The sequence below is a fragment of the Flavobacterium sp. Root420 genome (assembly GCF_001427905.1).
GTDB lineage: Bacteria > Bacteroidota > Bacteroidia > Flavobacteriales > Flavobacteriaceae > Flavobacterium.
This window is the reverse complement of sequence record NZ_LMEF01000012.1, coordinates 563,422-586,487: the sequence shown is the minus strand read 5'-3', so window position 1 is coordinate 586,487 and position 23,066 is coordinate 563,422. Positions and strand designations below refer to the sequence as shown.

At 33.5% G+C, this 23,066-nt stretch carries 28 protein-coding genes; 16 read left to right on the top strand and 12 right to left on the bottom strand.

Annotation, left to right across the window (positions count from 1 at the left end):
- The first annotated feature begins 19 nt into the window (after positions 1-19).
- Together thiH and ASC72_RS10190 are read left to right on the top strand one after the other, a co-directional pair.
- On the top strand, positions 20-1,141 hold the full coding sequence (thiH, locus tag ASC72_RS10195) for a 2-iminoacetate synthase ThiH (protein ID WP_056190408.1): 1,122 nt from the start codon (positions 20-22) through the stop codon (positions 1,139-1,141).
- A gap of 93 nt (positions 1,142-1,234) precedes the next feature.
- The gene (locus ASC72_RS10190) at positions 1,235-1,945 is read left to right on the top strand and encodes a HesA/MoeB/ThiF family protein (RefSeq protein ID WP_056190407.1); all 711 of its coding nucleotides are present in this window, start codon (positions 1,235-1,237) and stop codon (positions 1,943-1,945) included.
- Here ASC72_RS10190 and ASC72_RS10185 read toward each other — a convergent pair.
- The 4 genes from ASC72_RS10185 to ASC72_RS10170 all read right to left on the bottom strand — a co-directional run bounded on the left by ASC72_RS10185 (position 1,942) and on the right by ASC72_RS10170 (position 4,794).
- Positions 1,942-2,736: an MOSC domain-containing protein gene (locus ASC72_RS10185; RefSeq protein WP_056190405.1), complete on the bottom strand. Its 795-nt coding sequence runs from the start codon at positions 2,734-2,736 to the stop codon at positions 1,942-1,944. The genes ASC72_RS10190 and ASC72_RS10185 overlap by 4 nt on opposite strands.
- 1 nt (position 2,737) lies before the next feature.
- Positions 2,738-3,376 carry a leucyl/phenylalanyl-tRNA--protein transferase gene (gene aat, locus ASC72_RS10180; RefSeq protein WP_056190403.1) on the bottom strand — a complete coding sequence of 213 codons (639 nt, stop codon included), beginning with the start codon at positions 3,374-3,376 and terminating at the stop codon, positions 2,738-2,740.
- A 140-nt stretch (positions 3,377-3,516) separates the two neighbouring features.
- Positions 3,517-3,888, bottom strand: coding sequence for a DUF3127 domain-containing protein (locus ASC72_RS10175; protein ID WP_056190401.1), 372 nt, complete (start codon positions 3,886-3,888; stop codon positions 3,517-3,519).
- 30 nt (positions 3,889-3,918) lie between these two features.
- The gene (locus tag ASC72_RS10170; RefSeq protein ID WP_056190400.1) at positions 3,919-4,794 is read right to left on the bottom strand and encodes a flavin reductase family protein; all 876 of its coding nucleotides are present in this window, start codon (positions 4,792-4,794) and stop codon (positions 3,919-3,921) included.
- A gap of 159 nt (positions 4,795-4,953) precedes the next feature.
- Between ASC72_RS10170 and ASC72_RS10165 the strand changes: the two genes are divergently transcribed.
- Positions 4,954-6,108 (top strand): PAS domain-containing sensor histidine kinase, encoded by a 1,155-nt coding sequence (locus ASC72_RS10165; RefSeq protein ID WP_056190398.1) that lies wholly within the window; start codon positions 4,954-4,956, stop codon positions 6,106-6,108.
- A 37-nt stretch (positions 6,109-6,145) separates the two neighbouring features.
- Here ASC72_RS10165 and ASC72_RS10160 read toward each other — a convergent pair whose 3' ends face one another.
- Together ASC72_RS10160 and greA are read right to left on the bottom strand one after the other, a co-directional pair.
- The gene (locus ASC72_RS10160; protein WP_056190396.1) at positions 6,146-6,532 is read right to left on the bottom strand and encodes an HIT family protein; all 387 of its coding nucleotides are present in this window, start codon (positions 6,530-6,532) and stop codon (positions 6,146-6,148) included.
- A 52-nt stretch (positions 6,533-6,584) separates the two neighbouring features.
- Positions 6,585-7,061: a transcription elongation factor GreA gene (gene greA, locus ASC72_RS10155; protein ID WP_056190394.1), complete on the bottom strand. Its 477-nt coding sequence runs from the start codon at positions 7,059-7,061 to the stop codon at positions 6,585-6,587.
- Between the two features lie 156 nt (positions 7,062-7,217).
- On the opposite strand from greA, the gene ASC72_RS10150 reads away from it, so the two are divergent.
- Entirely contained in the window at positions 7,218-7,631 is a 414-nt protein-coding gene (locus ASC72_RS10150) for a hypothetical protein (protein WP_056190392.1), read from the top strand.
- A 54-nt stretch (positions 7,632-7,685) separates the two neighbouring features.
- Here the strand turns inward: ASC72_RS10150 and ASC72_RS10145 are convergent, their stop codons facing one another.
- The 5 genes from ASC72_RS10145 to ASC72_RS10125 form a co-directional block, all read right to left on the bottom strand.
- Positions 7,686-9,836: a TonB-dependent receptor gene (locus ASC72_RS10145; protein WP_056190390.1), complete on the bottom strand. Its 2,151-nt coding sequence runs from the start codon at positions 9,834-9,836 to the stop codon at positions 7,686-7,688.
- Between the two features lie 289 nt (positions 9,837-10,125).
- Positions 10,126-10,530, bottom strand: coding sequence for an alternative ribosome rescue aminoacyl-tRNA hydrolase ArfB (arfB, locus tag ASC72_RS10140; protein ID WP_056190388.1), 405 nt, complete (start codon positions 10,528-10,530; stop codon positions 10,126-10,128).
- Positions 10,530-12,647 (bottom strand): DUF4301 family protein, encoded by a 2,118-nt coding sequence (locus tag ASC72_RS10135; RefSeq protein ID WP_056190386.1) that lies wholly within the window; start codon positions 12,645-12,647, stop codon positions 10,530-10,532. The genes arfB and ASC72_RS10135 overlap by 1 nt, the downstream gene beginning before the upstream one ends.
- Positions 12,608-13,231 (bottom strand): nicotinamide riboside transporter PnuC, encoded by a 624-nt coding sequence (gene pnuC, locus ASC72_RS10130; RefSeq protein ID WP_056190514.1) that lies wholly within the window; start codon positions 13,229-13,231, stop codon positions 12,608-12,610. The genes ASC72_RS10135 and pnuC overlap by 40 nt, the downstream gene beginning before the upstream one ends.
- 25 nt (positions 13,232-13,256) lie before the next feature.
- Entirely contained in the window at positions 13,257-13,985 is a 729-nt protein-coding gene (locus ASC72_RS10125) for a geranylgeranylglyceryl/heptaprenylglyceryl phosphate synthase (RefSeq protein WP_056190384.1), read from the bottom strand.
- Between the two features lie 95 nt (positions 13,986-14,080).
- Here ASC72_RS10125 and ASC72_RS10120 point away from each other — a divergent pair, with 95 nt between their 5' ends.
- Genes ASC72_RS10120 through ASC72_RS10110 form a run of 3 tightly spaced genes read left to right on the top strand, consistent with a single transcriptional unit; the run spans position 14,081 to position 15,441 of the window.
- Entirely contained in the window at positions 14,081-14,677 is a 597-nt protein-coding gene (locus tag ASC72_RS10120; protein WP_056190383.1) for a Crp/Fnr family transcriptional regulator, read from the top strand.
- Positions 14,678-14,692: 15 nt separating this feature from the next.
- Entirely contained in the window at positions 14,693-15,046 is a 354-nt protein-coding gene (locus ASC72_RS10115) for a hypothetical protein (protein WP_241775672.1), read from the top strand.
- Positions 15,043-15,441, top strand: a complete 399-nt coding sequence (locus ASC72_RS10110; RefSeq protein WP_056190379.1) for a group III truncated hemoglobin — start codon at positions 15,043-15,045, stop codon at positions 15,439-15,441. Before ASC72_RS10115 ends, ASC72_RS10110 begins: the two co-directional genes overlap by 4 nt.
- A gap of 155 nt (positions 15,442-15,596) precedes the next feature.
- Here the strand turns inward: ASC72_RS10110 and ASC72_RS10105 are convergent, their stop codons facing one another.
- Complete coding sequence (locus ASC72_RS10105; RefSeq protein WP_056190378.1) at positions 15,597-16,247, bottom strand: 4'-phosphopantetheinyl transferase superfamily protein; 651 nt, start codon at positions 16,245-16,247, stop codon at positions 15,597-15,599.
- A gap of 297 nt (positions 16,248-16,544) precedes the next feature.
- Here ASC72_RS10105 and ahcY point away from each other — a divergent pair, with 297 nt between their 5' ends.
- From ahcY to ASC72_RS10060, 9 genes are all read left to right on the top strand, one after another.
- Positions 16,545-17,861: an adenosylhomocysteinase gene (ahcY, locus tag ASC72_RS10100; protein ID WP_041516432.1), complete on the top strand. Its 1,317-nt coding sequence runs from the start codon at positions 16,545-16,547 to the stop codon at positions 17,859-17,861.
- 232 nt (positions 17,862-18,093) lie between these two features.
- Positions 18,094-18,606 (top strand): hypothetical protein, encoded by a 513-nt coding sequence (locus tag ASC72_RS10095; RefSeq protein WP_131725804.1) that lies wholly within the window; start codon positions 18,094-18,096, stop codon positions 18,604-18,606.
- A 23-nt stretch (positions 18,607-18,629) separates the two neighbouring features.
- Positions 18,630-18,968, top strand: a complete 339-nt coding sequence (locus ASC72_RS10090) for a hypothetical protein (protein WP_056190373.1) — start codon at positions 18,630-18,632, stop codon at positions 18,966-18,968.
- Positions 18,969-19,069: 101 nt separating this feature from the next.
- Positions 19,070-19,402, top strand: coding sequence for a multidrug efflux SMR transporter (locus tag ASC72_RS10085; protein ID WP_056190371.1), 333 nt, complete (start codon positions 19,070-19,072; stop codon positions 19,400-19,402).
- A 257-nt stretch (positions 19,403-19,659) separates the two neighbouring features.
- The gene (locus ASC72_RS10080; protein WP_056190369.1) at positions 19,660-20,505 is read left to right on the top strand and encodes a methylated-DNA--[protein]-cysteine S-methyltransferase; all 846 of its coding nucleotides are present in this window, start codon (positions 19,660-19,662) and stop codon (positions 20,503-20,505) included.
- A gap of 72 nt (positions 20,506-20,577) precedes the next feature.
- On the top strand, positions 20,578-21,300 hold the full coding sequence (locus ASC72_RS10075) for an alpha/beta fold hydrolase (protein ID WP_056190367.1): 723 nt from the start codon (positions 20,578-20,580) through the stop codon (positions 21,298-21,300).
- Between the two features lies 1 nt (position 21,301).
- The gene (locus ASC72_RS10070; RefSeq protein WP_056190365.1) at positions 21,302-22,015 is read left to right on the top strand and encodes a 2OG-Fe(II) oxygenase; all 714 of its coding nucleotides are present in this window, start codon (positions 21,302-21,304) and stop codon (positions 22,013-22,015) included.
- A 206-nt stretch (positions 22,016-22,221) separates the two neighbouring features.
- Positions 22,222-22,467 (top strand): Ada metal-binding domain-containing protein, encoded by a 246-nt coding sequence (locus ASC72_RS10065; protein ID WP_056190363.1) that lies wholly within the window; start codon positions 22,222-22,224, stop codon positions 22,465-22,467.
- On the top strand, positions 22,454-23,062 hold the full coding sequence (locus tag ASC72_RS10060) for an alpha-ketoglutarate-dependent dioxygenase AlkB (protein ID WP_056190361.1): 609 nt from the start codon (positions 22,454-22,456) through the stop codon (positions 23,060-23,062). Before ASC72_RS10065 ends, ASC72_RS10060 begins: the two co-directional genes overlap by 14 nt.
- Positions 23,063-23,066: the final 4 nt, after the last annotated feature.

Here is a 23,066-nt window from a genome sequence, read left to right as displayed (position 1 = left end):
GAAACAAAAACACAATCCAATGAAAACATTCAAATCCGTTTTTGACAATTACAATTGGGATTCCATTCAATCTAAAATATACCAGACAACTTATCAGGAGGTCGAACGTGCATTGGCAAAAACAAAACGCAATCTCGATGATTTTTTAGTTTTGATTTCTCCTGTTGCTCAAAATTATTTAGAGCAAATGGCACAACAATGCCATGAAATCACCAAGAAGCGTTTTGGAAAAACCATTCAAATGTATGCGCCGTTGTATTTAAGCAACGAATGCCAGAACATTTGTACGTATTGCGGTTTCAGCTTAGATAATAAAATCAAACGAAAAACACTTACTGACACTGAGATTAAACTCGAAGTCGAAGCATTAAAAAAAGTTGGTTTCGATCATGTTTTATTGGTTACCGGTGAAGCAAATTATACCGTAAATATTAATTATTTCCTGAATGCCATTGCCTTGATAAGAGAACAATTTTCGATTATTTCTGTCGAAGTTCAGCCACTTTCTACCGAAGATTATGAATGTCTGCATGAAGCTGGTGTTTATTCGGTTTTGGTCTATCAGGAAACGTATCATCAGGAAGTTTATAAAAAGTATCATACCAAAGGAAAAAAATCAAACTTTGATTATAGATTAGAAACTCCGGACCGAATTGGAACAGCCGGCATTCACAAAATTGGTTTAGGGGTTTTATTAGGTTTGGAAGATTGGAGAACCGACAGTTTTTTCAACGCCCTTCATTTAGATTATCTGCAAAAGAAATATTGGCAGACTAAATATTCGGTTTCATTTCCAAGACTTCGTCCGGCAGAAGGTATCATTGAACCCAATTTTATCATGGATGACAAAGATCTGACACAGTTAATCTGCGCTTATCGTTTATGGAATGAAGATCTCGAAATCTCCATTTCGACTCGTGAAAACGAAAAATTCAGAAATAACATTATTCCGATTGGAGTTACAAGTATGAGTGCAGGTTCTAAAACAAATCCGGGTGGTTATGTTGTTGATCCACAATCGTTGGAACAATTTGAAATCAGCGACGAAAGATCTGCGAAAGAAATATCAGAAATCATAAAAAAATCAGGCTATGAACCCGTGTGGAAGGACTGGGATAAAACATTTAGTCAAATGTCTTAAAGTCGAAAGTCATAAAGCCCAAACTTTACTTTATAATTTGATTTCACTTTACGACTTTCGACTTTCGATTTTCAAACTTTAAGACTAAAAAAAATGAGCATTATACAAGAATTTCTGCGTTACAATCGACAAACTATTCTTCCGGAAATTGGAGACGAAGGTCAGGAAAAACTCAAAAAAGCCAAAGTATTAGTAATTGGTGCCGGTGGTTTGGGTTGCCCTATTTTACAATATATTGCAACGGCCGGAGTTGGTTTTATTGGAATTATGGATTTTGATATTATTGAAATTCACAATCTACACCGTCAGATTTTATATACTGAAAATGAAATTGGGAAAGAGAAAGCTCATGTTGCGAAAGAAGTCGTTTCAAAATTAAATCCTTTAATTGAAGTTTTGGCGATACCTGAGAAATTGACTTTAGAAAATGCATCAACAATTATTCAGCAATACGATGTTATTGTTGACGGTTCTGATAATTTTGCCACACGCTATTTGGTAAACGATACTTGTGTGAAATATAAAAAACCTTTAGTCTACGGAAGTATTTTGAAATTTGAAGGACAAATTGCTGTTTTTAATCATAATGGAAGTAAAAACCTGCGTGATTTATTTCCTGAAATGCCAGATCCTAAAGAAGTTCCAAATTGTAATTTGAATGGTGTTTTAGGAACTTTGCCCGGAATCATCGGAACCATGATGGCACACGAAACACTCAAATTGATTTTAGAATTACCAACTCTAAAAAATGAATTGGTACTTTTTAATACGTTGAATTGGAGTTTTACAAAATTGAATTTCTAAAAAACAATGGCGTCACCAACTTGAATTATTCCTGAATTCAAACTAACAATATTAGTTCCGAATAAAACGGAATTATTTACATTTCGATATTTGCTTAAGGTTTTCAAAGGTTCTTTTTTGACGATACCTTTTTGTGGATCATTATTTACCATGATACATCTCCCGCAAGGTTTTACATTTTTAAATTGAACTTCGCCAATTTTGAAAGTATTAAAACCATCTTCTTCATGTTCTTTTTGAGTACTGATCACAATGTTTGGACGAAATCTTTTGATTGTAATTTTTTCCGTTAATTTATTATTCAAAAAGTCAAGACTTTCCGTGCCTATTAACAAATACGGATAACCATCAGCAAGACTTACATTGAAAGTTTCCTTTAGTCGGGAACTTTCATGTTTACGATCTCCAATTTTAATGATTTTAACCATTTTACATTCAAAACCCAATTGCTCACTAAACCATTTTGAAGTTGATTTATTTACCTCAACAACCTCACTTTGATCCTCCCAAACATTTACCTGAAATGGAGTATCTAAATATTCTGCTGTAGAAAATTCATGTTTTTGATCCTGAAAAGTAATGCTGATTTTTCCATCAAAAATTTGCGGATAAAACTGACTCATAATAGGATATTCTCTTTGCGTTATCATTTGATTTTCTGCATCCAGCAACATCCAACGACGATCATTTTCAAATCCCATTTCTTCTGCTTTAGCATTTTCACAGCTAATTCCAGCCAAACTTTTTATAGGATAAATATAAATTTCTTTTACAACATGAATTGTACTCATTTTACTTACTTTTTAAAACAGATATAAATGCATCACGATCAATTTCGCGACATCCTAAACTCTCTAAATGCGGATTATAAACCTGACAATCCAATAGTTTATAATTTTCCTCTTCTAATTTATTCACCAAAGAGATAAAGGCAACTTTTGAAGCATTGGATACTTTTGAGAACATGCTTTCACCACAAAAAATATCACCCAAATCAATTCCGTACAAACCACCTACTAAAACCTCATCCTGCCAAACCTCAACTGATTTTGCAATTCCCTGAGCATGAAGTTTGCAATACGCTTCTATCATTTCATTTGAAATCCAGGTTCCGTCTTGCCCATCGCGTTTTATTTTTTGGCAATTTGAAATTACAGCTTCAAAATTCTGATTAAAGGTCACTTTAAACTGGTTTCTATTCAAAATATTACGCATGCTTTTAGACACAATTAATTCATCCAAAAACAAAACCATTCTCGGATCCGGAGACCACCACAAAATAGGTTCACCGTCATTAAACCAAGGGAAAATTCCACTTTTATAAGCCAGTTTTAATCTTTCCGGATTTAAGTCACCGCCTATTGCCAGAACACCATCTTCATCGGCTTCTGAAACGGGAGGAAAAACTATATCATCAAATAAATAATACATCTTTTACAATAATCAATTTTTAAATTCCAATAGTGAAATTCCAAATCCCAAAATCTGGTGTTTATACAAAAAATTCCAAATCCCAAATACACATTTTTGCGAATTGGAATTTGGAATTTTTTATATTGGAATTTAAACTTTTAGAAAGGCAAATCGTCTGGTTCGTCTTCGTTTAAGTTTGTTGCCGGAGCAAAAGTTTCTGCAGCAGGCATTGGTGGCGTCTGACCAGGACCTTCCGGAGCTAATCTTTCGATTCTCCAACCTTGAATACTATTAAAATATCTGGTTTCTCCTTGTGGATTAACCCATTCTCTTCCTCTTAAATTGATAGAAACTTTTACCGCTTCACCTTGTTTGTAGCTGCTTAATAAATCGCATTTATCCTGAGTAAATTCAATCAAAATATGTTGAGGATATTGCTCATCTGTAGTAACAACCAACTCTCTCTTTTTGAATGCAGCACTAACTTGTTGCTCTGGATTAACCACTTTTACTTTTCCTGTAACTTCCATCTTCGTCTATATTAATTATTGTTTCTATTCTTATTTTTTAGCTAAAAGCACTTTCCAGGCCGATGAAATATCATCATTATCCAAGTATTTTTTGGCTTCTAAATGAATTTTTTCCTGATCATCTGAGCTTAAAACTCCTTTCACTGAAAAATTTTCTTTCACAAATATACTAACTTCTTCCGTTGTAGGCAAGGCTTCTATATTTCCTAATTTTCCAAGATCGTTTCCGTTAAAAACGGAGCTTTCTTTGATAAAATTCGGAATTATATCTACCCCAACTCCTAAAGTCGTTAATGGTTTTGGCACTTCAAAAAGTCCTTGGTTTGATCTTGAGTACCAATTATTTCCCAATCTTGAAACCAAATCAATTTTATGTTGATCAATACCACCATTTTCATCTAAAACGGCTTCATGAATATGCATTTTCACCACTTCACAAAGAATCAGATTTCCTGCTCCGCCTTCTGTTCCTAACGGAATAATCTGCGTGACTTTGCACTCAAACTGCACCGGAGATTCTTTTACACGATACGGTTTTACCAAATCTGATGGAATTTGTGTTAATCCTGCTTTGATAAATTCGTTTACACCTTCTGCATATTCTGTACTTGCCAATGAAGTTTGCTGCACTAAATCATAGTTAACCACATTTATAACAACCTCGCGAGTTGCCTCAACATTAATCAACGTATGTTTCACAGTATTGTCACGTACGCGTCGTGACGGCGAAAAAACCAAAATTGGCGGATTGGCACTAAATACATTAAAGAAACTAAAAGGTGATAAATTCGGAATTCCTTTTGCGCTGATTGTACTGGCAAAAGCAATTGGTCTTGGCCCTACAGCACTTTGCAGATAACCATGTAATTTTGCCGTTGGTATTTCTTTTGGATCAATGCTAATCATATTTTTTCTTTTTAACCGAACCTCATTTCGGTATCTGCAAAAGTAGAGAAATCGTTTAATCCAAAGAAATACTTTAAGATATAAAAACAAAAATCTTTAGCAAATAACAAAATATAAAATGTGTTTATTTCGTTATATTTATACCTCAAAAAAATACCTATGTCTTTTTCCGAAAGAAGAAATACGACCCGTTGGATTATCATTTCCATTTCCTTTTTAATCATTTCTCTGATTCTTTGGAATACCTATATCTTTTTTCAGGTTTTCAAAAATGAAGAAAGGTTAAAAATGAATCTTTTAGCGAATGCACAGAAGGCGCTGGTCAATGCAGATGAAAACACAGACTTAGATTTACCGCTTGAAATTTTAAACAACAATCACTCGGTTCCGGTAATGCTAACGATGTATGGCGATAAGATTATCAGCTCTGTCAATGTACCGGAAAGAATAATGGAAGATGAAAAAAAATCGCTTTCCTATTTAAATAATCTAAAGCGAGAAAATGAACCAATTGTTATTGAGTACGCTCCGGGGAAATTTCAGAAATTATATTATGGAAACTCTGAGTTAATCAATAAACTCAAATATTACCCAATAGCTTTACTGCTGATTATCGTTTTGTTTGGTGCGCTGATTTACAATTTTTACAAAAGCACTAAAATGGCCACGCAAAACAAGCTATGGGCGGGTATGGCAAAAGAAACGGCTCATCAAATTGGGACGCCACTTTCTTCCTTAATCGGCTGGGTCGAAATTTTAAGAACGGAAGAAATTGATCCTTCCATAACGGTGGAAATTGAAAAAGATATTGACCGATTGCAAACTATTACAGATCGTTTTTCTAAAATTGGTTCTGTTCCTGCTTTAGAAATCCATGATATTATTTCTGAAACTTTAAGTAGTTACGAATATCTGCAATCCCGATTTTCAAAACAAGTCATGTTTTCTTATGATGCTCCGAAAGAACCAATTTTCGCCATGATAAATCCAACGCTTCATAGCTGGACGATTGAGAATCTCGTTAAAAACGCTATTGACGCTATGAAAGGAAAAGGAACTTTAGATCTTCATATTGAACAAGATGTACATCATGTTAAAATAAATATCAAAGATTCAGGAACCGGGATTTTAAAAAAGCAATTCAAAACCATTTTTGAACCCGGTTTTACAACCAAAAAACGCGGTTGGGGATTAGGACTTTCTTTAACCAAAAGAATTGTAGAAGAATATCACCGCGGTAAAATAAAAGTTTTACATTCTGAAATTGGAAAAGGGACTACATTTCAGATTTCACTAAATAAAAAAGAGCAGTAAATTAATTTACTGCTCTTTTAATATACTTCTGTTTTTTTTACAAATTCGCCTGAATACTTTTTGCCAAAGCTTCAAATTCGTCTTTAGAAAGTGATACTTTATTTTGAAAACGCATTTCATCCATATGATTTAAAGGAATCAAATGAACGTGTGCGTGAGGAACTTCTAAACCAACAACTGCCACACCCACTCTTTTACAAGGAACGGTTTTTTCTAAAGCAATTGCTACTTTCTTAGAAAACTTCATTAGTCCTAAATACAATTCATCATCCATATCAAAAATCTTATCGATCTCTTGTTTTGGAATACAAAGCGTGTGTCCTTTTGCATTTGGATTTACATCTAAAAAAGCCAAATAATTATCGTCTTCTGCAATTTTATAGGAAGGAATTTCTCCGTTTACTATTTTCGTGAATATGCTCATTGTGTAATTTTTAAAAATCTAATAGTGAGATTGCTTCGTTCCTCGCAATGACTTAGTCTCTGGAGATTTCAAGAATTTCAAATTTCAGAACTCCGTTTGGAACCGTAATTTCGGCAACTTCCCCAACTGATTTCCCAAGTAAACCTTTTCCAATAGGAGACGTTACTGAGATTTTTCCAGTTTTAAGGTCGGCTTCACTTTCAGCAACAAGTGTATATTTCATTTCCATTCCGTTGCTTTGGTTCTTAATTTTTACATTAGAAAGCACCAATGCTTTCGAAACATCTAATTGTGATTCATCAATTAATCTGGCGTTAGAATACACTTCTTCCATCTTAGCAATTCTCATTTCTAATAAACCCTGCGCTTCTTTTGCTGCATCATATTCGGCGTTTTCAGACAAATCACCCTTATCTCTTGCTTCTGCTATATCTTGAGATGCCTTCGGACGCATTACACTTTTTAAATGCTCCAACTCATCTTTCAACTTTTTTAATCCTTCTGCGGTATAATAAGATACTTTACTCATAACTTCATCGTTTATATAAATACAAAAAATCCCATCGGGACGGGATTTCTTATTACAAATATACTATTATTTTTAATAGTACATAATTATATGTTAATCATATAAAATTCAAAACTAAATAATTTATTTTTGTTTCACCAATTCTTATTAAAATCAATGAAAAAATTCTGGTTCTTAATCGTATTTGTTTCTGTACTTTTCTCTTGTGGTGATAGTGAACGAAGCAATAATAATCCTAATATACCTAATTATTCCGTAAATTTATCTGTAGATATGAATCTGCCTGCTTATTCAAATCTTAAATTTGTGAGCAACGGGGTTATTGTTCCGAATTTTGGAGCAAAGGGCGTTATCATTTTTAACGCCGGAAGCGGATACAATGCATTTGATGCTGCGTGCCCAAATCAGGCTTTAAATTCTTGCACAGCTATGACTATTGATGGTATTAATGCCGTTTGCTCTTGCGATAAAACTGCATACAGTCTATTTACCGGACTTGGAGGTAAGGAATACCCATTAAAACAGTATAAAGTAGAAGTTACCGGAACGTTGATTCACGTTTATAATTAAAAACAAAAAAGCCTGAAAGTTTAAATTTTCAGGCTTTTTTGTTTTTGACCTATTTTAGAATTTCAAAGTCAGTCCGGCTAAGAAATTGATTCCTGCCTGTGGATAATAATAAGGATAAACATCCCACATTGCCCCGTTAGAAACATATTTTTTATCTAAAATATTATTTACCAAACCTGTAATCATGATCGATTTAAAAATAGATTTTGGCTTAATTTCATAAGACACATTCAAATCGTTCACAAAATAATCAGCTAGTTTTGCTGATGGCAATTCGATATTATTCATGTATTGTTCACCAACATATTTCTGTAATAACGAAATATGTAAACTTTCAAGCGGGCTATAAACAATAATATTTCCTGCGATTACTTCTGGTGAATAGGCAATTTTAGTTGTTCCATAATTCTGACCTTCAACAGCCAAATCAACATTTTTGTTACTGCTTAAAGTGAAATTAGGACGAAGTATAAATTGATCTGACAATTTAATAGTAGCATCAACCTCAAATCCTAAACGGTAACTTTTATCTGTATTGGAACGAATTGGCGCTCCAACATCGTCTAATGTTCCGGTTAAAATTAACTGATCTTTGTAAGCCATATAATAGAAATTCGAATTCAGTTGAAATTTCTCTGAATTGAATCTCCAGCCAAATTCAAAATCATTTAATTTTTCCGGTTTTACATTTCCGCCTTCGTAATCCGTTCTGTTAGGTTCACGATTGGCTCTTGCGTAGGAGAAATAAAGGGTGTTTTTTTGATTGATTTCGTAGTTCAAACCCGCTTTCGGATTAAAGAAATTGAAGTTATCATCCACTAAACCAGTTTCTGCACTATTGGCTTTATATTTTACGTTTCGATACTGTAAATCGCCATAAAAGCTTAATTTTTCTGTGAATTGGTAATTGGCTTTTGCGAAAATATTTCCGTCTGTCTTAGTTGAAAAATCATCGTAATAATGATCTCCCAATTCCGATTGAGAGGCATATCTTGCCCAGATTACTTTTCCGAAATGATCACCTTCGTATTTGTTCCAGCCTCCGCCAAAAATGACATCCAGATTCTCATCTTTATATTTCACAGAAAATGTTGTTCCGTAGAAATCATTATCCAACCATTTCTGACGCACCAAATCGGTTGTTGTTATCGCTCCAACTGGTAGTAAACTATAGTCGGCCATATCAGCGTCTTCTTTATAATTTTCGTAATATCCTTTTCCTTTGGTATAATGAACCGCCAGGTTTGAGCTCCATTTATCAGAGAACGATTCACTCCAATGCAATTGATAATGATCCTGCTGATAGTTATCAGTTTCGTTATCATAATAACGAGTATTTCCTGCTTCGTCTGTAAATTCTCCTGCAGAGTTATAGGTGCGGTTTTCATTTAGTTTTTCAGCATCAATTCCATTCCAGGACTGGTATGTTTTTTCTGTTCCGCCAAAAACCAATGCTTTAATTAAAGTGGTTTTACCAACATAAGTTCCTTGTAAAAAATAAGATTTCAAATCAGAACTCGCTCTGTCTACATAACCATCTGATTTGATTCTGGACAAACGTCCGGCCAATTCAAAATGATCGTTTAATAAACCAGTACTGAATTTTACTGTATTTTTTTGAGAATTGAAACTTCCGTAAGAACTTGAAATTTCGCCATTTGCTTTTGAAGCATAATTATCTGTCAACATATTTAAACTGGCGCCAAAAGCAGCAGAACCGTTTGTTGAAGTTCCAACACCGCGCTGTAATTGAAGACTTTCTACCGAAGAAGCGAAATCAGGCATGTTTACCCAAAATGTTCCCTGACTTTCAGCATCATTGTATGGAATTCCGTTTATAGTAACGTTAACACGTGTTGCATCGCTTCCGCGGACGCGAATTCCGGTGTAACCCATTCCGTTACCAGCATCAGAAGTAGTTACGACTGAAGGCAAATAATTCATAAGAATTGGAATATCCTGACCCAGATTTCTGTATTTGATATCTTTTTTATCCAAATTACTAAACGTAACCGGCGTTTTTGTAGTAACACGAACTGCTGAAACCAAAACCTCATCAAGAGAATTTACTTTGACAGAATCTTTTTCCTGAGCAATTGAGAATAGAGTAAAGAGTAAAGAAAATAGAGTAAAGAGAATAGACTTTTGGTTCACCTTTGAACCTTTGTAACTTAGTACCTTTGTACCTTTAAGAGAAGTTTTCATCCGTAAAAAAATTACGAATAAAAGGGGGAATTATTCTTTTTTGTTAAATTAATAAATGTGTTTCTTACGACAAGATATAGTGTGCACACTAAACCATTGTCGTTTTTTCCCTTAGCGACATTACTCGCTCAGGTTCTTTGGGTATGATCTCAGCTCGTTATTTAGAGCACCCCTTTGAGACAGTGCAAATGTAGTGTTAAAAAACAAATTCCAAAAATTAAATTCCAAATTCCAATGAGAACTACATGAAGTAAGCCTTGTTTGGAATTTGGAATTTCTAAATTGGAATTTACTCCAAATTTGGTTTCTTGCGGGATTGTTTTATTTCAGAAATATTCTTTTTGTCCTTGATTCGCTTTTTGATAACTGATTTTGGAACTTTAGTTGCTTTTCGAACTTTCGGAACATGCAATCCTTTTTTTATGATTTCTAAAAACCTTTTTATGACAATATCTTTGTTTTTAAGCTGGCTCCGATCTTCATCACAATTTAAAATCAGGATATTTTCAGTTGTTAGCCTTGGTGCAATATTCGTCAATAAAAGTGCTTTTTCTTCTTCAGATAAAGCTTGCGAAACATTCAAATCAAAAGTCAACACCACTTTTGATGATACTTTATTGACGTTCTGTCCGCCTGCACCACTGCTTCGAACGGCCTTAAAACTTAATTCAGATATGATTTTTTCGCTATCCATTACTGTGGTTGATGTGCCGCTTTTAATAAATCATTTACTGTTTTCACCGGATTAAAAGTTATCAACGGAACCGCCACAAAAACGGTAATCCAATTGGCCATTGCACCATTCCATAATCCAGGCAATTCATAACTTTTAACCATTTTTCCTTCAAAGTTTTTTTCTACAATAAACCCTGCATTTTGATCTGTAAATTGCATTAAATCAAACTTATTGTTTTTATAATTTTTAATTCCGCACACTAAATCTACCGGATTAAAATGTGTCGCTTCGTTTAAAATATTATGCTGTTTTTTATTACTCACATCAACCTGAGAAGCTTCTACAATTTGCAAAGAAACTATACCTTTATTATTCATTACCCAAAATGGTCCACCTCCGGGTTCTCCTTCATTTTTAACCATTCCGCAAACACGAATTGGCCGATCCAGTAATTCTTTTATCTTAGAAATTTTATTTTCAAAAGTAAATTTATTAAAATCATTGCTCATCTCAATATTGAGCTTATCCGATAAAAAACGTATAATTTCGTCAATATTATTGTCTTTAATTTCTTGTTTTTCAATAGCTTTAAGATAACTAAAAACTTTTTGCTGAATTTCAATTAAAATACCTGCCAACGCCTTTTTATATAAGGTAATTTTCTCAATATGATTTTGAATTACATTGTCTATATTTTTGATAAAAATAATATCCGATTCAAGCTCATTTAAATTCTCAATTAAAGCACCGTGTCCGCCTGGCCTAAAAACCAATGCATTATGTTTATTATCCCTCACAGGATTATTTTCAAGATCTACAGCAATTGAATCAGTAGCTTTATTTTGATATGAATAATTAATATTGATTCGAATTCCTGAATCCTTTTCTACTTTTTCTTTAACGAGTTCAACTGCTTGTTCAAATAAATTTTGATGCGCTTCGGTAACTGTAAAATGAAGATTAGAAACCTGGTTTGATGAAGCATAATGCACACATTCGTTTAAATGTTCTTCCAGAGGATTTGCAATATGTGTTTTATATTTATGAAAAGGTAAAACAGCCTTTGGCTTATTGGCAAAGTCAAAATGATCAGCAGATAACAATAATTTTATAAAGTAATAATTTTTATAATCTCTGTCTAGAGTATCAAAATCAGTATAAATTTCTTTTAGTTTTAAATATACAGCTTCAAAAAAAGGAAGCTTTTCCATTGCTACAATAAAAATAGGCAATTCTTTATCTTTTTTCCTATTGATATAAGCATTTATAGTTTCTTTTTCGATATTAAAATCGTTCAAAAAAGTTCGCAGGAACTTAAACATTCTTGTTGCCGCTCCAGAAGCCGGAACAAATTTCTTTATTTTTAAATTTGACTTTTGAGAGTCAAAAAAACTACTTTTTTCTTCGAATTCTACTTCTGACAAACTTAGAATTCCGTTTGTAATTGTGGCAGTGCTTACCAAATTACTTTTTGTAATTCCGTTTTTTAAAATATCTAATTGTTTTAAGATAGTAGCAAAAGGAATTCCTTTATTATATATGTAAACAAAATCTGCTGAAGAAAAGCCATGATGTTTAGCTATAGCCAAATCATCGATAATTGAAGACGCTTTTATCAGGCGACTTTCTTTATCTCCGGAAAGCGTGATAAACGGTTTATTGGTATCTATAAGACTTTGTTTGAAAACCGAAAACACTGTTTCCCGACCATTAGGTGTATCTCTGATATCATCTTTTTCCCAAGGAACATCAATATCCGTCAGAAAAAACAAATCGTATTCATGTTCCAACGCTGCCTTATTTAATAGCGGATCACAAAAACCATAATACATTTCAGAAAAAACTTTGGTAACCATTAAATTGGTATCGCAAAACAAATATTTCTTCGCTGTAGAAAGTTTTTCATTTTCTAGTGCAGTCTGACCATACGCAATAGGAAGCATATCATCAGCAATACAAATATGCTGATTTTCTTCCCATTTTTCTTGTAAATAATCACGTGCAAATTCAGGAACCCAGTCGGTTTTATAGTAATCTGCAAGTTGTTTTGCCAAAGTGGTTTTCCCTGTACTCTCGGGGCCAAATAAAGCAATTTTTATGATATTTGTTTTTTGCTGTCTAAGATTTTTCTCCATTCTAAATAAGCTGAAATAGCTAAAATTGTAAAAATTAAATACTGAAGTGACAACATTCCTAAGCCACGATAAGCATAAAGAGGCACTACAATAATATCACCAATAATCCAAAGTGTCCAGTTTTCGATTTTTTTTCTGGCCATGTACCACATTCCTGCAAAAAATATTCCAGACGAAATCATATCGACATAATTGTCATTTTTAATTTCATAATCAAAATATTTATAAATCCCGAAAACTACAAAAACAGTAACAATAAACAGAACGATCCCTATTATTTTTTCATTACTATTTGTCCTTGTAATGGGCATACTGTCCTCCTTTGTTCCACCTTTTGCCCAGACATACCAGCCATAAATACTCATTACTGAGAAATATCCGTTTATAATCATATCACCAATATAACCCGCAATATATAAAAGATATACTGAAATTACAGTAGCGATTAAGCCTGTTGGATAAACCCAGATATTCTCCTTTTTAGCAAACCAAACACTTAAAATTCCGCATACAAAAACCAAAAACTCTAAAGCAATGTGCCATAAAGGAGCATTTTTGTAACTGTCAAGAAAAAAATCAATCATTTGTGTTGGTTGTTTGGTTATGTTTTTATAATTCAAAAAAATGGCTGTCGTTTTCAAAAGCAGTTCCAATAACTACTAAATCGGCACCAGCTTTGTAGGCATTTTGAATTCCGTGCAAATCTACAATTCCTCCTCCAACAATGATAGGAATTTCGATATTTTGCGCTATTAACTGTATCATTTTCAACGGCACTGCATTCCTGGCCCCGCTCCCGGCTTCTAAATACATCAATTTATTTCCTAGCATTTCTCCGGCCTGCGCAGTTGCCAAAACCAAATCCAGGTTTTCACGATTAAGCGGTTTTGTTTTGCTAACACGTGCAACAGCTGTTTCATTGCCGCTTTCTATCAAAATATAACCAGTCGAAATTACTTCTAAATTAGTTTTTTTAAGAATTGGCGCCGCCTGAACCTGATATTCAATCAGATAATCCGGATTTCTCCCTGATAATAAAGACAGAAACAAAATTGCATCAGCCTGAGCCGAAATTTGCGATGGATCACCTGGAAATATAACAACGGGCAGGTTTGTATTTTGTTTTAATTGTGCAATTAAATCTTCTAAAATTGTAGCCTGTACAATGCTTCCTCCCACAAAAATATGTGTTGCAGGTGATTGATTTATTTTATGTAATAAATGATCTAAATTTTCCCATACAATTTTATCCGGATCTAAAAGTATGGCCAGTAATTTTTGACCATTCTTTTTAGCTTCTAAAATCTGTTGGTGTATATTGGATATTCTTTGTTTCATAACGGCCGTAAAAGTAAAAGTTTTTTAATGCAGAAGAACTATTTTGAATGAATTATATTTGTACAATCGCTTTTGATAAATAAAGAAATGAATGTATGATTACTTCTGAATTGTTAGTAAAATATGGTGCTGTAAAGAAATCTTTCGATAAAAATGAAATTATTTTTGAAGAAGGAAATTTGCCAACCCATTACTATCAAATTATTTCGGGAGAAGTAAAAATGAATAATTATAATGATGATGGTCGCGAATTCATTCAGGGAATTTTTTATAAAGAACAACCCTTTGGTGAACCTCCCCTATTTTTGAATCAAAATTATCCGGCAAATGCCATTGCGGTTGATGATTCAGAAATTTTTCTTCTTCCCAAAAATAATTTTCTGAAATTACTGGAAGAAAACTCAGTGATAAGTCTTAAAATAATTGAAAATTTAGCACAGCGATTGTACTATAAATCGGTTATGGCGGCCGAAATGTCTACTCAGGAACCAGAGCACAGAGTTTTAAAATTAATTGATCACGGAATCGCTTATTTTAATTTTAAGAAAGATACCAACGGTTTCCTTATTAATTTCACAAGACAACAAATTGGAGATTTAACCGGCCTGCGTGTCGAAACCGTAATAAGAACAATAAAAGCTTTGGAAAAAAAAGGTCTTTTGAAGATTATAAACAGAAAAGTATACAGATAAAATAGTTCCTGTTTTATGATTAAAGTCATAAAATGGAGTTCTATTGCGAATGTACCTTTGCAGTGTAAAAATCTCAATATCATGACACTATACCAAACAACATTCGAAAATTTCAATAAAAATTACATGGGTTCTGCAGCAATGGCTGTAATTGGTCAAAGCTGTTTAGGCGGCGCAGCTGCAATGTATATTCTTTCACACGGAACCTCTATTGGACAAATGATTCAACTGGCAATTATTGTTTTAGCTTGTGTTTTTGCCAACACTTCAATCTTAGCACAAATGAAACATAAAGTAGTTTTTAACCTTATTATTTTAAGCACCATATTAAGTGTTTTACTAATATTTCTGAATAGTTTTGTACTATGAAAAAACAGATAGAAAATAGAGCTGATGTCGAATTTCTGGTACATCAGTTTTATGCTAAAATAAGAGCCGATGAAGAAATCGGCTTTTATTTTAATACGATAATAAAAGATTGGGACGCACATCTCGAAAAACTGACTGATTTTTGGGAGACCAATTTATTCGCAGTAAAAAAATACAAAGGCAATCCACATGAAGTACACAACGAAGTGGATGCCCATTTTGATGGTAAAATTACTTCAAACGAATTCGGAATTTGGCTGAATCATTGGTTTCAAACTATCGATGAACATTTTGAAGGAGAAAACGCAGACACACTTAAACGCCGTGCTCGAAAAATGAGTACATTTCTGTACATGAGCATGTTTGAACATCGTAAAAAAGAAAGCCAAGTGTAGTTTTTTGTCATTTCGACCGAAGGGAGAAATCACACTAGAAGCTCCGCAATAAAATTGCCAATCTTTGTCGAGCCCCGAGTGTGATTTCTCCCTTCGGTCGAAATGACAAGATTGTGGAATTTGGAATTTCAATAATTGGAATTTTATTATAAATACTATTTCTCAAAAGCATAAACCAAAGTAAATTTCCCTTCAAAATTATCAGATTTGATTTCTTCATAATGCACATTGAAATCTTTAATCAAATCATCAAAATGTAGACTGGCCTGGGTTTCTTTTTTATTCAAAGAAAAATCTCCAACCCTAATATGATCTTTAAAACTGATCCCTTTTTCATTTCTAATTTTAAAAATCGCTTCTTTAGCACCCCAAATCACTGTAAGTTTCTTGATATATTCCTCTGAGACATTCGGATTTAAGTATTCAAATTCGGTATCGACAAATTTATCAGCAATTTTGAGGATTTTTTCACGCTGTAATTCCATATCAATTCCAACTGTTTCATGGCTGATAATAATAGCTGCAAAATGATACGAATGCGTAATCGAAATATAATTATGACAATCGAAATAAGGTTTCCCGAATTCATCATAATGTAAATCTTTATCTGTAAAACCCATTTCCTGAATCAGCATACGAACACTCAAAAAAGCACGCTGATGTAACTGAGACTTCATTCCGTCTAATCGGCGTTGCGTTTTTTCTTTTAAAACTACTTTGCTCAACAACTCCTCAAAAGATTCTGTTATTTCCCAAATTAAAAGTTTGGTTGTTTCGTTACACTGTATGGTTTTAAATAAAGGCATTACTTCTTTAATTGTAAATTATAAATGGTTAATTATGAAATTATTTTTCCTTTTGGAAACTAAACTGGTAATTTAATGTCTCGTCTTTTTAGCCCTGATGGGAACGGCATCCTTTTGTGGTGGGGTTCACCACAAAAGATATAGTGGACAGCAGGATTAGCTTCTAAAAAACAATTTACAAACTAATACTCTAAAGATTAAGAAATTAAACATTTCACAAATCTTACAGAAATAGTAAAAATTCAAAAGGTATTCCGTAAATTTGCAAAAATTTTACAATATACAAATATACTATAAATGAGTACTACAACTACGCCTTTTGTGGCTTTCAAAGTAAAAGACATTTCTCTAGCGGCTTGGGGAAGAAAAGAAATTGAACTAGCTGAAGCTGAAATGCCTGGCTTAATGGCACTTCGTGCTGAATATAAAGACGAACAACCTCTTGCAGGTGCTCGTATCGCTGGATGTTTGCACATGACGATTCAAACTGCTGTTTTGATCGAAACTTTAATTGCTCTTGGTGCTGAAGTTACTTGGTCATCTTGTAATATTTTCTCTACTCAGGATCAGGCTGCTGCTGCTATTGCTGCTGCCGGAATTCAGGTTTATGCCTGGAAAGGTCTTGATGAGCAATCATTTGACTGGTGTATTGAGCAAACTTTATTCTTTGGTGAAGACAGAAAACCATTGAACATGATTCTTGATGATGGTGGAGATTTAACAAACATGGTTATTGACCGTTTCCCAGAATTGGTTCCTGGAATCAAAGGATTATCTGAAGAAACTACAACTGGAGTTCACAGACTTTACGAAAGAGTAAAAGCCGGAACTTTACCAATGCCTGCTATCAACATTAATGACTCTGTTACTAAATCTAAATTTGATAACAAATACGGTTGTAAAGAATCTGCTGTAGATGCTGTACGTCGTGCAACTGACTTAATGTTAGCTGGAAAAAGAGTTATCGTTTGTGGATACGGTGATGTTGGAAAAGGAACTGCTGCTTCTTTCAGAGGTGCTGGATCTATCGTAACAGTTACTGAAATTGACCCAATTTGTGCTTTACAAGCTGCAATGGACGGTTATGAAGTTAAAAAATTAAACACTGTAATTGCTAATGCTGATATCATCATTACAACTACAGGAAATAAAGATATCGTTCTTGGAAGTCATTTCGAGCAAATGAAAGACAAAACTGTTGTTTGTAACATCGGACACTTTGATAACGAAATTGATATGGCCTGGTTGAACAAAAACCACGGTGCATCTAAAATCGAAATCAAACCTCAGGTTGACAAATATACTATCGCTGGAAAAGATATAATCATTTTGGCTGAAGGTCGTTTAGTAAACCTTGGTTGTGCTACAGGTCACCCAAGTTTTGTAATGAGTAACTCATTTACAAACCAAACTTTAGCTCAAATCGAATTATGGAAAAACAGTGCTGCTTACAACAATGACGTTTATATGTTGCCAAAACATTTAGATGAAAAAGTTGCTGCTTTGCACTTAGCTAAATTAGGCGTTGAATTAGAAACTTTACGTGACGATCAGGCTGCTTATATTGGCGTTCCGGTTGAAGGTCCATTCAAACCAGAATACTACAGATACTAGTAAATTTTAGATTTATCTACTTACATACTTCAAACCCGACAGATTTTAAAATCTGTCGGGTTTTGTTTTTAATCTAAAATCAGAAATCTACAATCTAAAATAATTAGGGCGTGCCACATAAATCAAGAGCTTAATTTTAATCAGATAATATACACGACTCTTAATTTTAAGCGTTACTTTTGAAATTAAAATTCCCAATACCTGCCAAATTATGAGAACACGCCTAATTTTAATGTTACTTACGCTTTTACCTTTTTTTTCAACTGCGCAATCAAGTATGCAAAGACAAATGCAGTCTAACAATGCCATGGTCAGACAGCAAAACCAAATGTTTATGTGGCAACAACAGCAACAGCGCGATATTGCCCGTAATCTTAATAACATTCAAACGTCAGAAGATAAACTGGCAAATGAAGAAAGAAAGCTAAAAAAACTACAAACCAAATCAACGGAAAAGGAAGCCGAATTAAAATCGAAACAAGAAGAATTAGCTTCTCTTGAAAAAAATTCTGAAAACAACACAGATCTTTCAAAAAAAATAGAAAAATCAAAAAAGGAAATTGCAAAGTCTGAAGAAAAGGTACTCCAATCAAAAACTGATATAGAAAAAAGTTCAAAAAAAATTCAAAATTTTCAAAGCCAAATTGCAACGGCAAAAATTAAAAAAGAAGAACTTACCAAAAAACACGAAGAAGAAAAAAGACTTAAAGAAGAGGAAAAGGCCAAAAAAGAAAAAGAAAAATAGGAAAGAAATAAATAATATTTCTCATGACAGAACAAGAAATTTCAAAAATAGCTTTCAAATTAAATTGTGAATTAGTCCATGAAATTAATTTAATGAATGCTAACAATTTAGAAACTAAATTCGGAATTAAACCCGCAGTGCTTGGTGAAATCAAAGAAGAATTGTTTGACTACTTTAAAACTGCAGCCTTTCCTAAATTAAAAATTTTAGAATCCAAATTTAGTGTCTTTAAATATGATACTACAGAAGGTTTTGGAATTGAAGCAAAACTATTTACCAACGACAACATCGAAACTGAATTGACTTTGCATACAGCATTCTATCATGATCAATTAAAATACAGATTAATTGAAGTAATGTAATTTTGTTTTTATTATAATAAGAATTTAAATACTAATTTGAAATAGAAAAATTAAAGCATTCGTTGCCATACAAAGATTAACTTTGTAAAAAAACGTAAAATATGAAAAACTTCTTCTTTTTAGGAATAGCTATTATATTCGAAATCATAACCACTTCGGCATTAAAAAAATCAGAGCAGTTTACACAACTAATTCCGAGCATCATTACTTTTATTGGATATTTTGGAGCTTTTTACTTTTTGAGTTTTGCAATTAGAACTATTCCGGTTGGAATTGCGTATGCTATTTGGTCCGGTGTTGGAATTGTATTAATTACTATTATTGGTGCTGTCTTTTTTAAACAAATTCCGGATTTACCGGCTATTATTGGATTGGCATTAATTATGATTGGTGTTGTAATCATAAATGTCTTTTCTAAAACTACGGCACATTAATTTTCAATTTTAAGAAGCATCATTTAGAAGAAATACACGAATTATATTTAGAAACAATTTCCAATCTTTGCGGAGTTTCTAATGCGGTCCTTCCTTTATCAGGATGACAATATTTCGCAAACCTTGTGACCTTGCGAGCAAAAAACATCGCAAACTTTGCATAAAATCTTCGCTCTCCTATGTGATTAAAATAAAGCAAGTTTCGGATTTTATCCCTGCAAAAACAGGTCGATATTTGCATTATAAAATTGAAAGAAATGAACACACAAGAAAACATTAATTATAATCGGATCGCAGATGCGATCGATTATATCAAAGCTAATTTTAAAGCACAGCCCAATCTTGATGAGGTTGCTGAAAAAGTGCATTTGAGTCCGTTTCACTTTCAGCGTTTGTTTACCGAATGGGCCGGCACAAGTCCGAAAAAGTTTTTGCAATATATTAGTGTCGAACATGCTAAAAAAATCCTGAAAGAAGACAATCAGGCCACTTTATTTGACGCCGCTTTCGATACCGGGCTTTCCGGAACCAGCCGTCTGCATGATTTATTCGTTAACATTGAAGGTATGACTCCGGCGGAATATAAAAACGGCGGAAAAAATTTAGAAATCAATTTCAGCTTTGCCGAAAGTCCGTTTGGAAATATTATTGTGGCTTCAACGCAAAAAGGGGTTTGTTTTATGGCTTTTGCCGAAAGTGAAGAACTCGGTTTTGAAAATTTAAAATACAAATTTCCCAACGCAGCATTCTCAAGAAAATTAGATTTGGTACAGCAAAATGCCTTATTTATTTTTCAAAACGACTGGAGCAAATTATCTGAAATCAAACTGCATTTAAAAGGAACTGATTTTCAATTGAAAGTTTGGGAAACGCTGCTTAAAATTCCAATGGGGCAATTGTCAACCTACGGCTCTATTGCACATCAAATTGACAAACCAAATGCTTCACGAGCTGTCGGAACTGCAATTGGAAGTAATCCTGTGGCATTTTTGATTCCATGCCATCGCGTTATTCAATCTACAGGAACTTTTGGTGGTTATATGTGGGGAAATACCCGAAAAACAGCAATTATCGGCTGGGAAGGTGCGCAAAGCAATTTATAATTGAGCAAGAAACGGATTTTATTATACTGACTTCGAAGGTAATTTTGTCTTATAATTTTAAATATTTAAGACATGAAAACATTCATTTTAATACATGGTTCGTGGCATAGTTCATGGAATTGGCATAAAGTAATTCCAATTTTAGAAAGCAAAGGTCACAGAGTAATTGCAATTGATTTACCAGGAATGGGAAGAGATAAAACTCCAATCAATGAAGTAACATTTCAAAAATCTGTAGCATCAATTTGCGAATTAATTGACACTTTAGATTCTAAAGTTATACTTGTTGGTCATAGCAAAAATGGAATCATGATCTCTCAGGCTGCAGAATATCGTTCAGATAAAATTGAAAAATTAATTTACTTAGCCGCTTATCTAATTCCGAATGGTAAAACTCAAAGTGAATATTCTGCTCAGGATATCAATGGTGTTTTAAAACCATTTGTAACCAGATATCCTGAATTAAATGCCCATACTCTACAACCAGAAATTTACAAGGAAGGACTTTATCATGATTGTGATGAAACAATTACTGAACTCGCAAAATTACTATTAAGTCACGAATCTGTAGAATCTGGTATTACAGCTTTAGAATTATCGGAAGAAAAATATGGAAGTGTTCCAAGGTTTTATATAGAATGTACTGAAGATAAAGAGGTAACACCTTTTATCCAAAGAAAAATGTATACGGAAACCGTTTGCCAGAAAGTATATCAAATGGAAACCAGCCACTCTCCTTTTTTTAGTCAACCTGAAGAATTATCTTCTATTTTCTGCGAAATAGCAACATCTTAAAATGCAAAATATACAATCAAAAATTGCTTCTCAAAACTGGGAAAGCATCACCGAATCTATGCACGAAAATGGATACGCAATTATTCCAAATGTGCTTGCCAACGAGCAATGTGAAGATTTAAAATTCGATTACGATAATCCAAATTTATATCGAAAAACAGTTGTTATGGAACGCTATCGATTTGGTTTGGGCGAATACAAATACTTTAATTATCCGCTTCCGGATTTGATTCAAAGCATTCGTTCTTCGATTTATCCAAAACTGGCACCAATTGCAAATGCGTGGATGAAAGTATTAAATATCAATACCTTTTTTCCCGAATCACATGACGAATTATTAAAGCAATGTCATGAAAACAATCAACTAAAAGCAACTGTCTTAATTTTAAAATATGGTAAAAGTGGTTTTAATACTCTGCATCAGGATTTATACGGAGATGTATATTTTCCTATTCAAATAGTCCTTTTCCTAAACGAACCCGATGAAGATTTCACAGGTGGCGAATTTGTCTTAACGCAGCAAACGCCAAGAGCGCAATCAAAAGCGATTGTTTTGAAACCCAAAAAAGGTGACGTTTTGGTTTTTACGACAAATTTCAGACCAGTAAAAGGATCAAAAGGATATTATCGCGTTAATATGAAACATGGCGTGAGCGAAATTCATTCGGGTGAAAGGCATACGTTGGGGATTATTTTTCATGATGCCCTGTCGTGATAAATTTAATCTCGCAAAGACGCAGAGTCGCAAAGTTTATATTTAAACATTAAGATTAATAAGGATTTGTAAATAAAATCAAACTCCTTAAAAAAACTTAAAACGTTAGCCAGGATTATACCTTTGCGACTCTGCGTCTTTGCGAGATTAATTCGTACGAATGATACACAGTTGTGCGCCTTTCCAAATAAAAATCTAATAAATAAATGATCCATCACGATAAAATTCCCGACTCCGACCTCCGAAATAAAATTAAAAATGCGGAAATTTGCTTTGGTGGAAACCGAAAACTAAAAATATACGGAACACTAAAATGTTCTTCAGGAAAAAGAATGAAACGCGAAAATCGGGTTTTCTTTTTATCTGAAAATGAAGCAAGACAAAATAGTTTCAGACCTTGCGGACATTGCATGAAAACCGAATATCAAAACTGGAAAAATGGACCTATTTAATCCGCATACAGACGAAACTACCAATTTACTTCCGAAAGATGGAACGGTGAATTATTACGGAAAATTATTCTCCAGAGAAGATTCAAATCATTATTTAGAAGTGCTTTTGAATACTATCGAATGGAAAAATGACGAAGCGATAATCTTCGGGAAATTAATTTTGACCAAACGAAAAGTGGCGTGGTACGGAGATTCTGGTTTTGAATATACGTATTCGAATACTACTAAAAAAGCACTTCCGTGGACGAAGGAATTATTAGAATTAAAAGCAATTATTGAGGAAAAAACCAGCGAAACTTTCAACTCCTGTTTATTGAATTTATATCATTCCGGTGATGAAGGAATGGCCTGGCACAGCGATGCCGAAAAAGATTTAAAAAAGAATGGAGCAATTGGTTCGGTTAGTTTTGGTGCTGAACGTAAGTTTGCTTTCAAACACAAAGAAACTAAAGAAGTTGTTTCTTTAATTTTAGAACATGGAAGTTTGTTGGTCATGAAAGATACTACACAAACGCATTGGCTCCATCGTTTACCGCCAACCAAAACAACATTAAAACCTCGAGTAAATTTGACTTTTAGAACTATCGTCAGGTAGAAAA

Excerpts from the sequence above, each read along its gene's own strand:
- ASC72_RS10145 (WP_056190390.1), bottom strand. The coding sequence starts at position 9,836 with ATGAAAACTTCTCTTAAAGGTACAAAGGTACTAAGTTACAAAGGTTCA.
- ASC72_RS10160 (WP_056190396.1), bottom strand. The coding sequence starts at position 6,532 with ATGAGCATATTCACGAAAATAGTAAACGGAGAAATTCCTTCCTATAAA.
- ASC72_RS10090 (WP_056190373.1), top strand. The coding sequence starts at position 18,630 with ATGACAGAACAAGAAATTTCAAAAATAGCTTTCAAATTAAATTGTGAA.
- pnuC (WP_056190514.1), bottom strand. The coding sequence starts at position 13,231 with ATGATTGATTTTTTTCTTGACAGTTACAAAAATGCTCCTTTATGGCAC.
- ASC72_RS10060 (WP_056190361.1), top strand. The coding sequence starts at position 22,454 with ATGGACCTATTTAATCCGCATACAGACGAAACTACCAATTTACTTCCG.
- aat (WP_056190403.1), bottom strand. The coding sequence starts at position 3,376 with ATGTATTATTTATTTGATGATATAGTTTTTCCTCCCGTTTCAGAAGCC.
- ASC72_RS10170 (WP_056190400.1), bottom strand. The coding sequence starts at position 4,794 with ATGATTAGCATTGATCCAAAAGAAATACCAACGGCAAAATTACATGGT.
- ASC72_RS10190 (WP_056190407.1), top strand. The coding sequence starts at position 1,235 with ATGAGCATTATACAAGAATTTCTGCGTTACAATCGACAAACTATTCTT.
- ASC72_RS10115 (WP_241775672.1), top strand. The coding sequence starts at position 14,693 with ATGATTAAAGTCATAAAATGGAGTTCTATTGCGAATGTACCTTTGCAG.
- ASC72_RS10125 (WP_056190384.1), bottom strand. The coding sequence starts at position 13,985 with ATGAAACAAAGAATATCCAATATACACCAACAGATTTTAGAAGCTAAA.
- ASC72_RS10150 (WP_056190392.1), top strand. The coding sequence starts at position 7,218 with ATGAAAAAATTCTGGTTCTTAATCGTATTTGTTTCTGTACTTTTCTCT.
- thiH (WP_056190408.1), top strand. The coding sequence starts at position 20 with ATGAAAACATTCAAATCCGTTTTTGACAATTACAATTGGGATTCCATT.
- ASC72_RS10105 (WP_056190378.1), bottom strand. The coding sequence starts at position 16,247 with ATGCCTTTATTTAAAACCATACAGTGTAACGAAACAACCAAACTTTTA.
- ASC72_RS10085 (WP_056190371.1), top strand. The coding sequence starts at position 19,070 with ATGAAAAACTTCTTCTTTTTAGGAATAGCTATTATATTCGAAATCATA.
- ASC72_RS10175 (WP_056190401.1), bottom strand. The coding sequence starts at position 3,888 with ATGGAAGTTACAGGAAAAGTAAAAGTGGTTAATCCAGAGCAACAAGTT.
- ASC72_RS10135 (WP_056190386.1), bottom strand. The coding sequence starts at position 12,647 with ATGGAGAAAAATCTTAGACAGCAAAAAACAAATATCATAAAAATTGCT.
- ASC72_RS10165 (WP_056190398.1), top strand. The coding sequence starts at position 4,954 with ATGTCTTTTTCCGAAAGAAGAAATACGACCCGTTGGATTATCATTTCC.
- ASC72_RS10110 (WP_056190379.1), top strand. The coding sequence starts at position 15,043 with ATGAAAAAACAGATAGAAAATAGAGCTGATGTCGAATTTCTGGTACAT.
- ASC72_RS10120 (WP_056190383.1), top strand. The coding sequence starts at position 14,081 with ATGATTACTTCTGAATTGTTAGTAAAATATGGTGCTGTAAAGAAATCT.
- ahcY (WP_041516432.1), top strand. The coding sequence starts at position 16,545 with ATGAGTACTACAACTACGCCTTTTGTGGCTTTCAAAGTAAAAGACATT.
- greA (WP_056190394.1), bottom strand. The coding sequence starts at position 7,061 with ATGAGTAAAGTATCTTATTATACCGCAGAAGGATTAAAAAAGTTGAAA.
- ASC72_RS10070 (WP_056190365.1), top strand. The coding sequence starts at position 21,302 with ATGCAAAATATACAATCAAAAATTGCTTCTCAAAACTGGGAAAGCATC.
- ASC72_RS10185 (WP_056190405.1), bottom strand. The coding sequence starts at position 2,736 with ATGAGTACAATTCATGTTGTAAAAGAAATTTATATTTATCCTATAAAA.
- arfB (WP_056190388.1), bottom strand. The coding sequence starts at position 10,530 with ATGGATAGCGAAAAAATCATATCTGAATTAAGTTTTAAGGCCGTTCGA.
- ASC72_RS10095 (WP_131725804.1), top strand. The coding sequence starts at position 18,094 with ATGTTACTTACGCTTTTACCTTTTTTTTCAACTGCGCAATCAAGTATG.
- ASC72_RS10075 (WP_056190367.1), top strand. The coding sequence starts at position 20,578 with ATGAAAACATTCATTTTAATACATGGTTCGTGGCATAGTTCATGGAAT.
- ASC72_RS10065 (WP_056190363.1), top strand. The coding sequence starts at position 22,222 with ATGATCCATCACGATAAAATTCCCGACTCCGACCTCCGAAATAAAATT.
- ASC72_RS10080 (WP_056190369.1), top strand. The coding sequence starts at position 19,660 with ATGAACACACAAGAAAACATTAATTATAATCGGATCGCAGATGCGATC.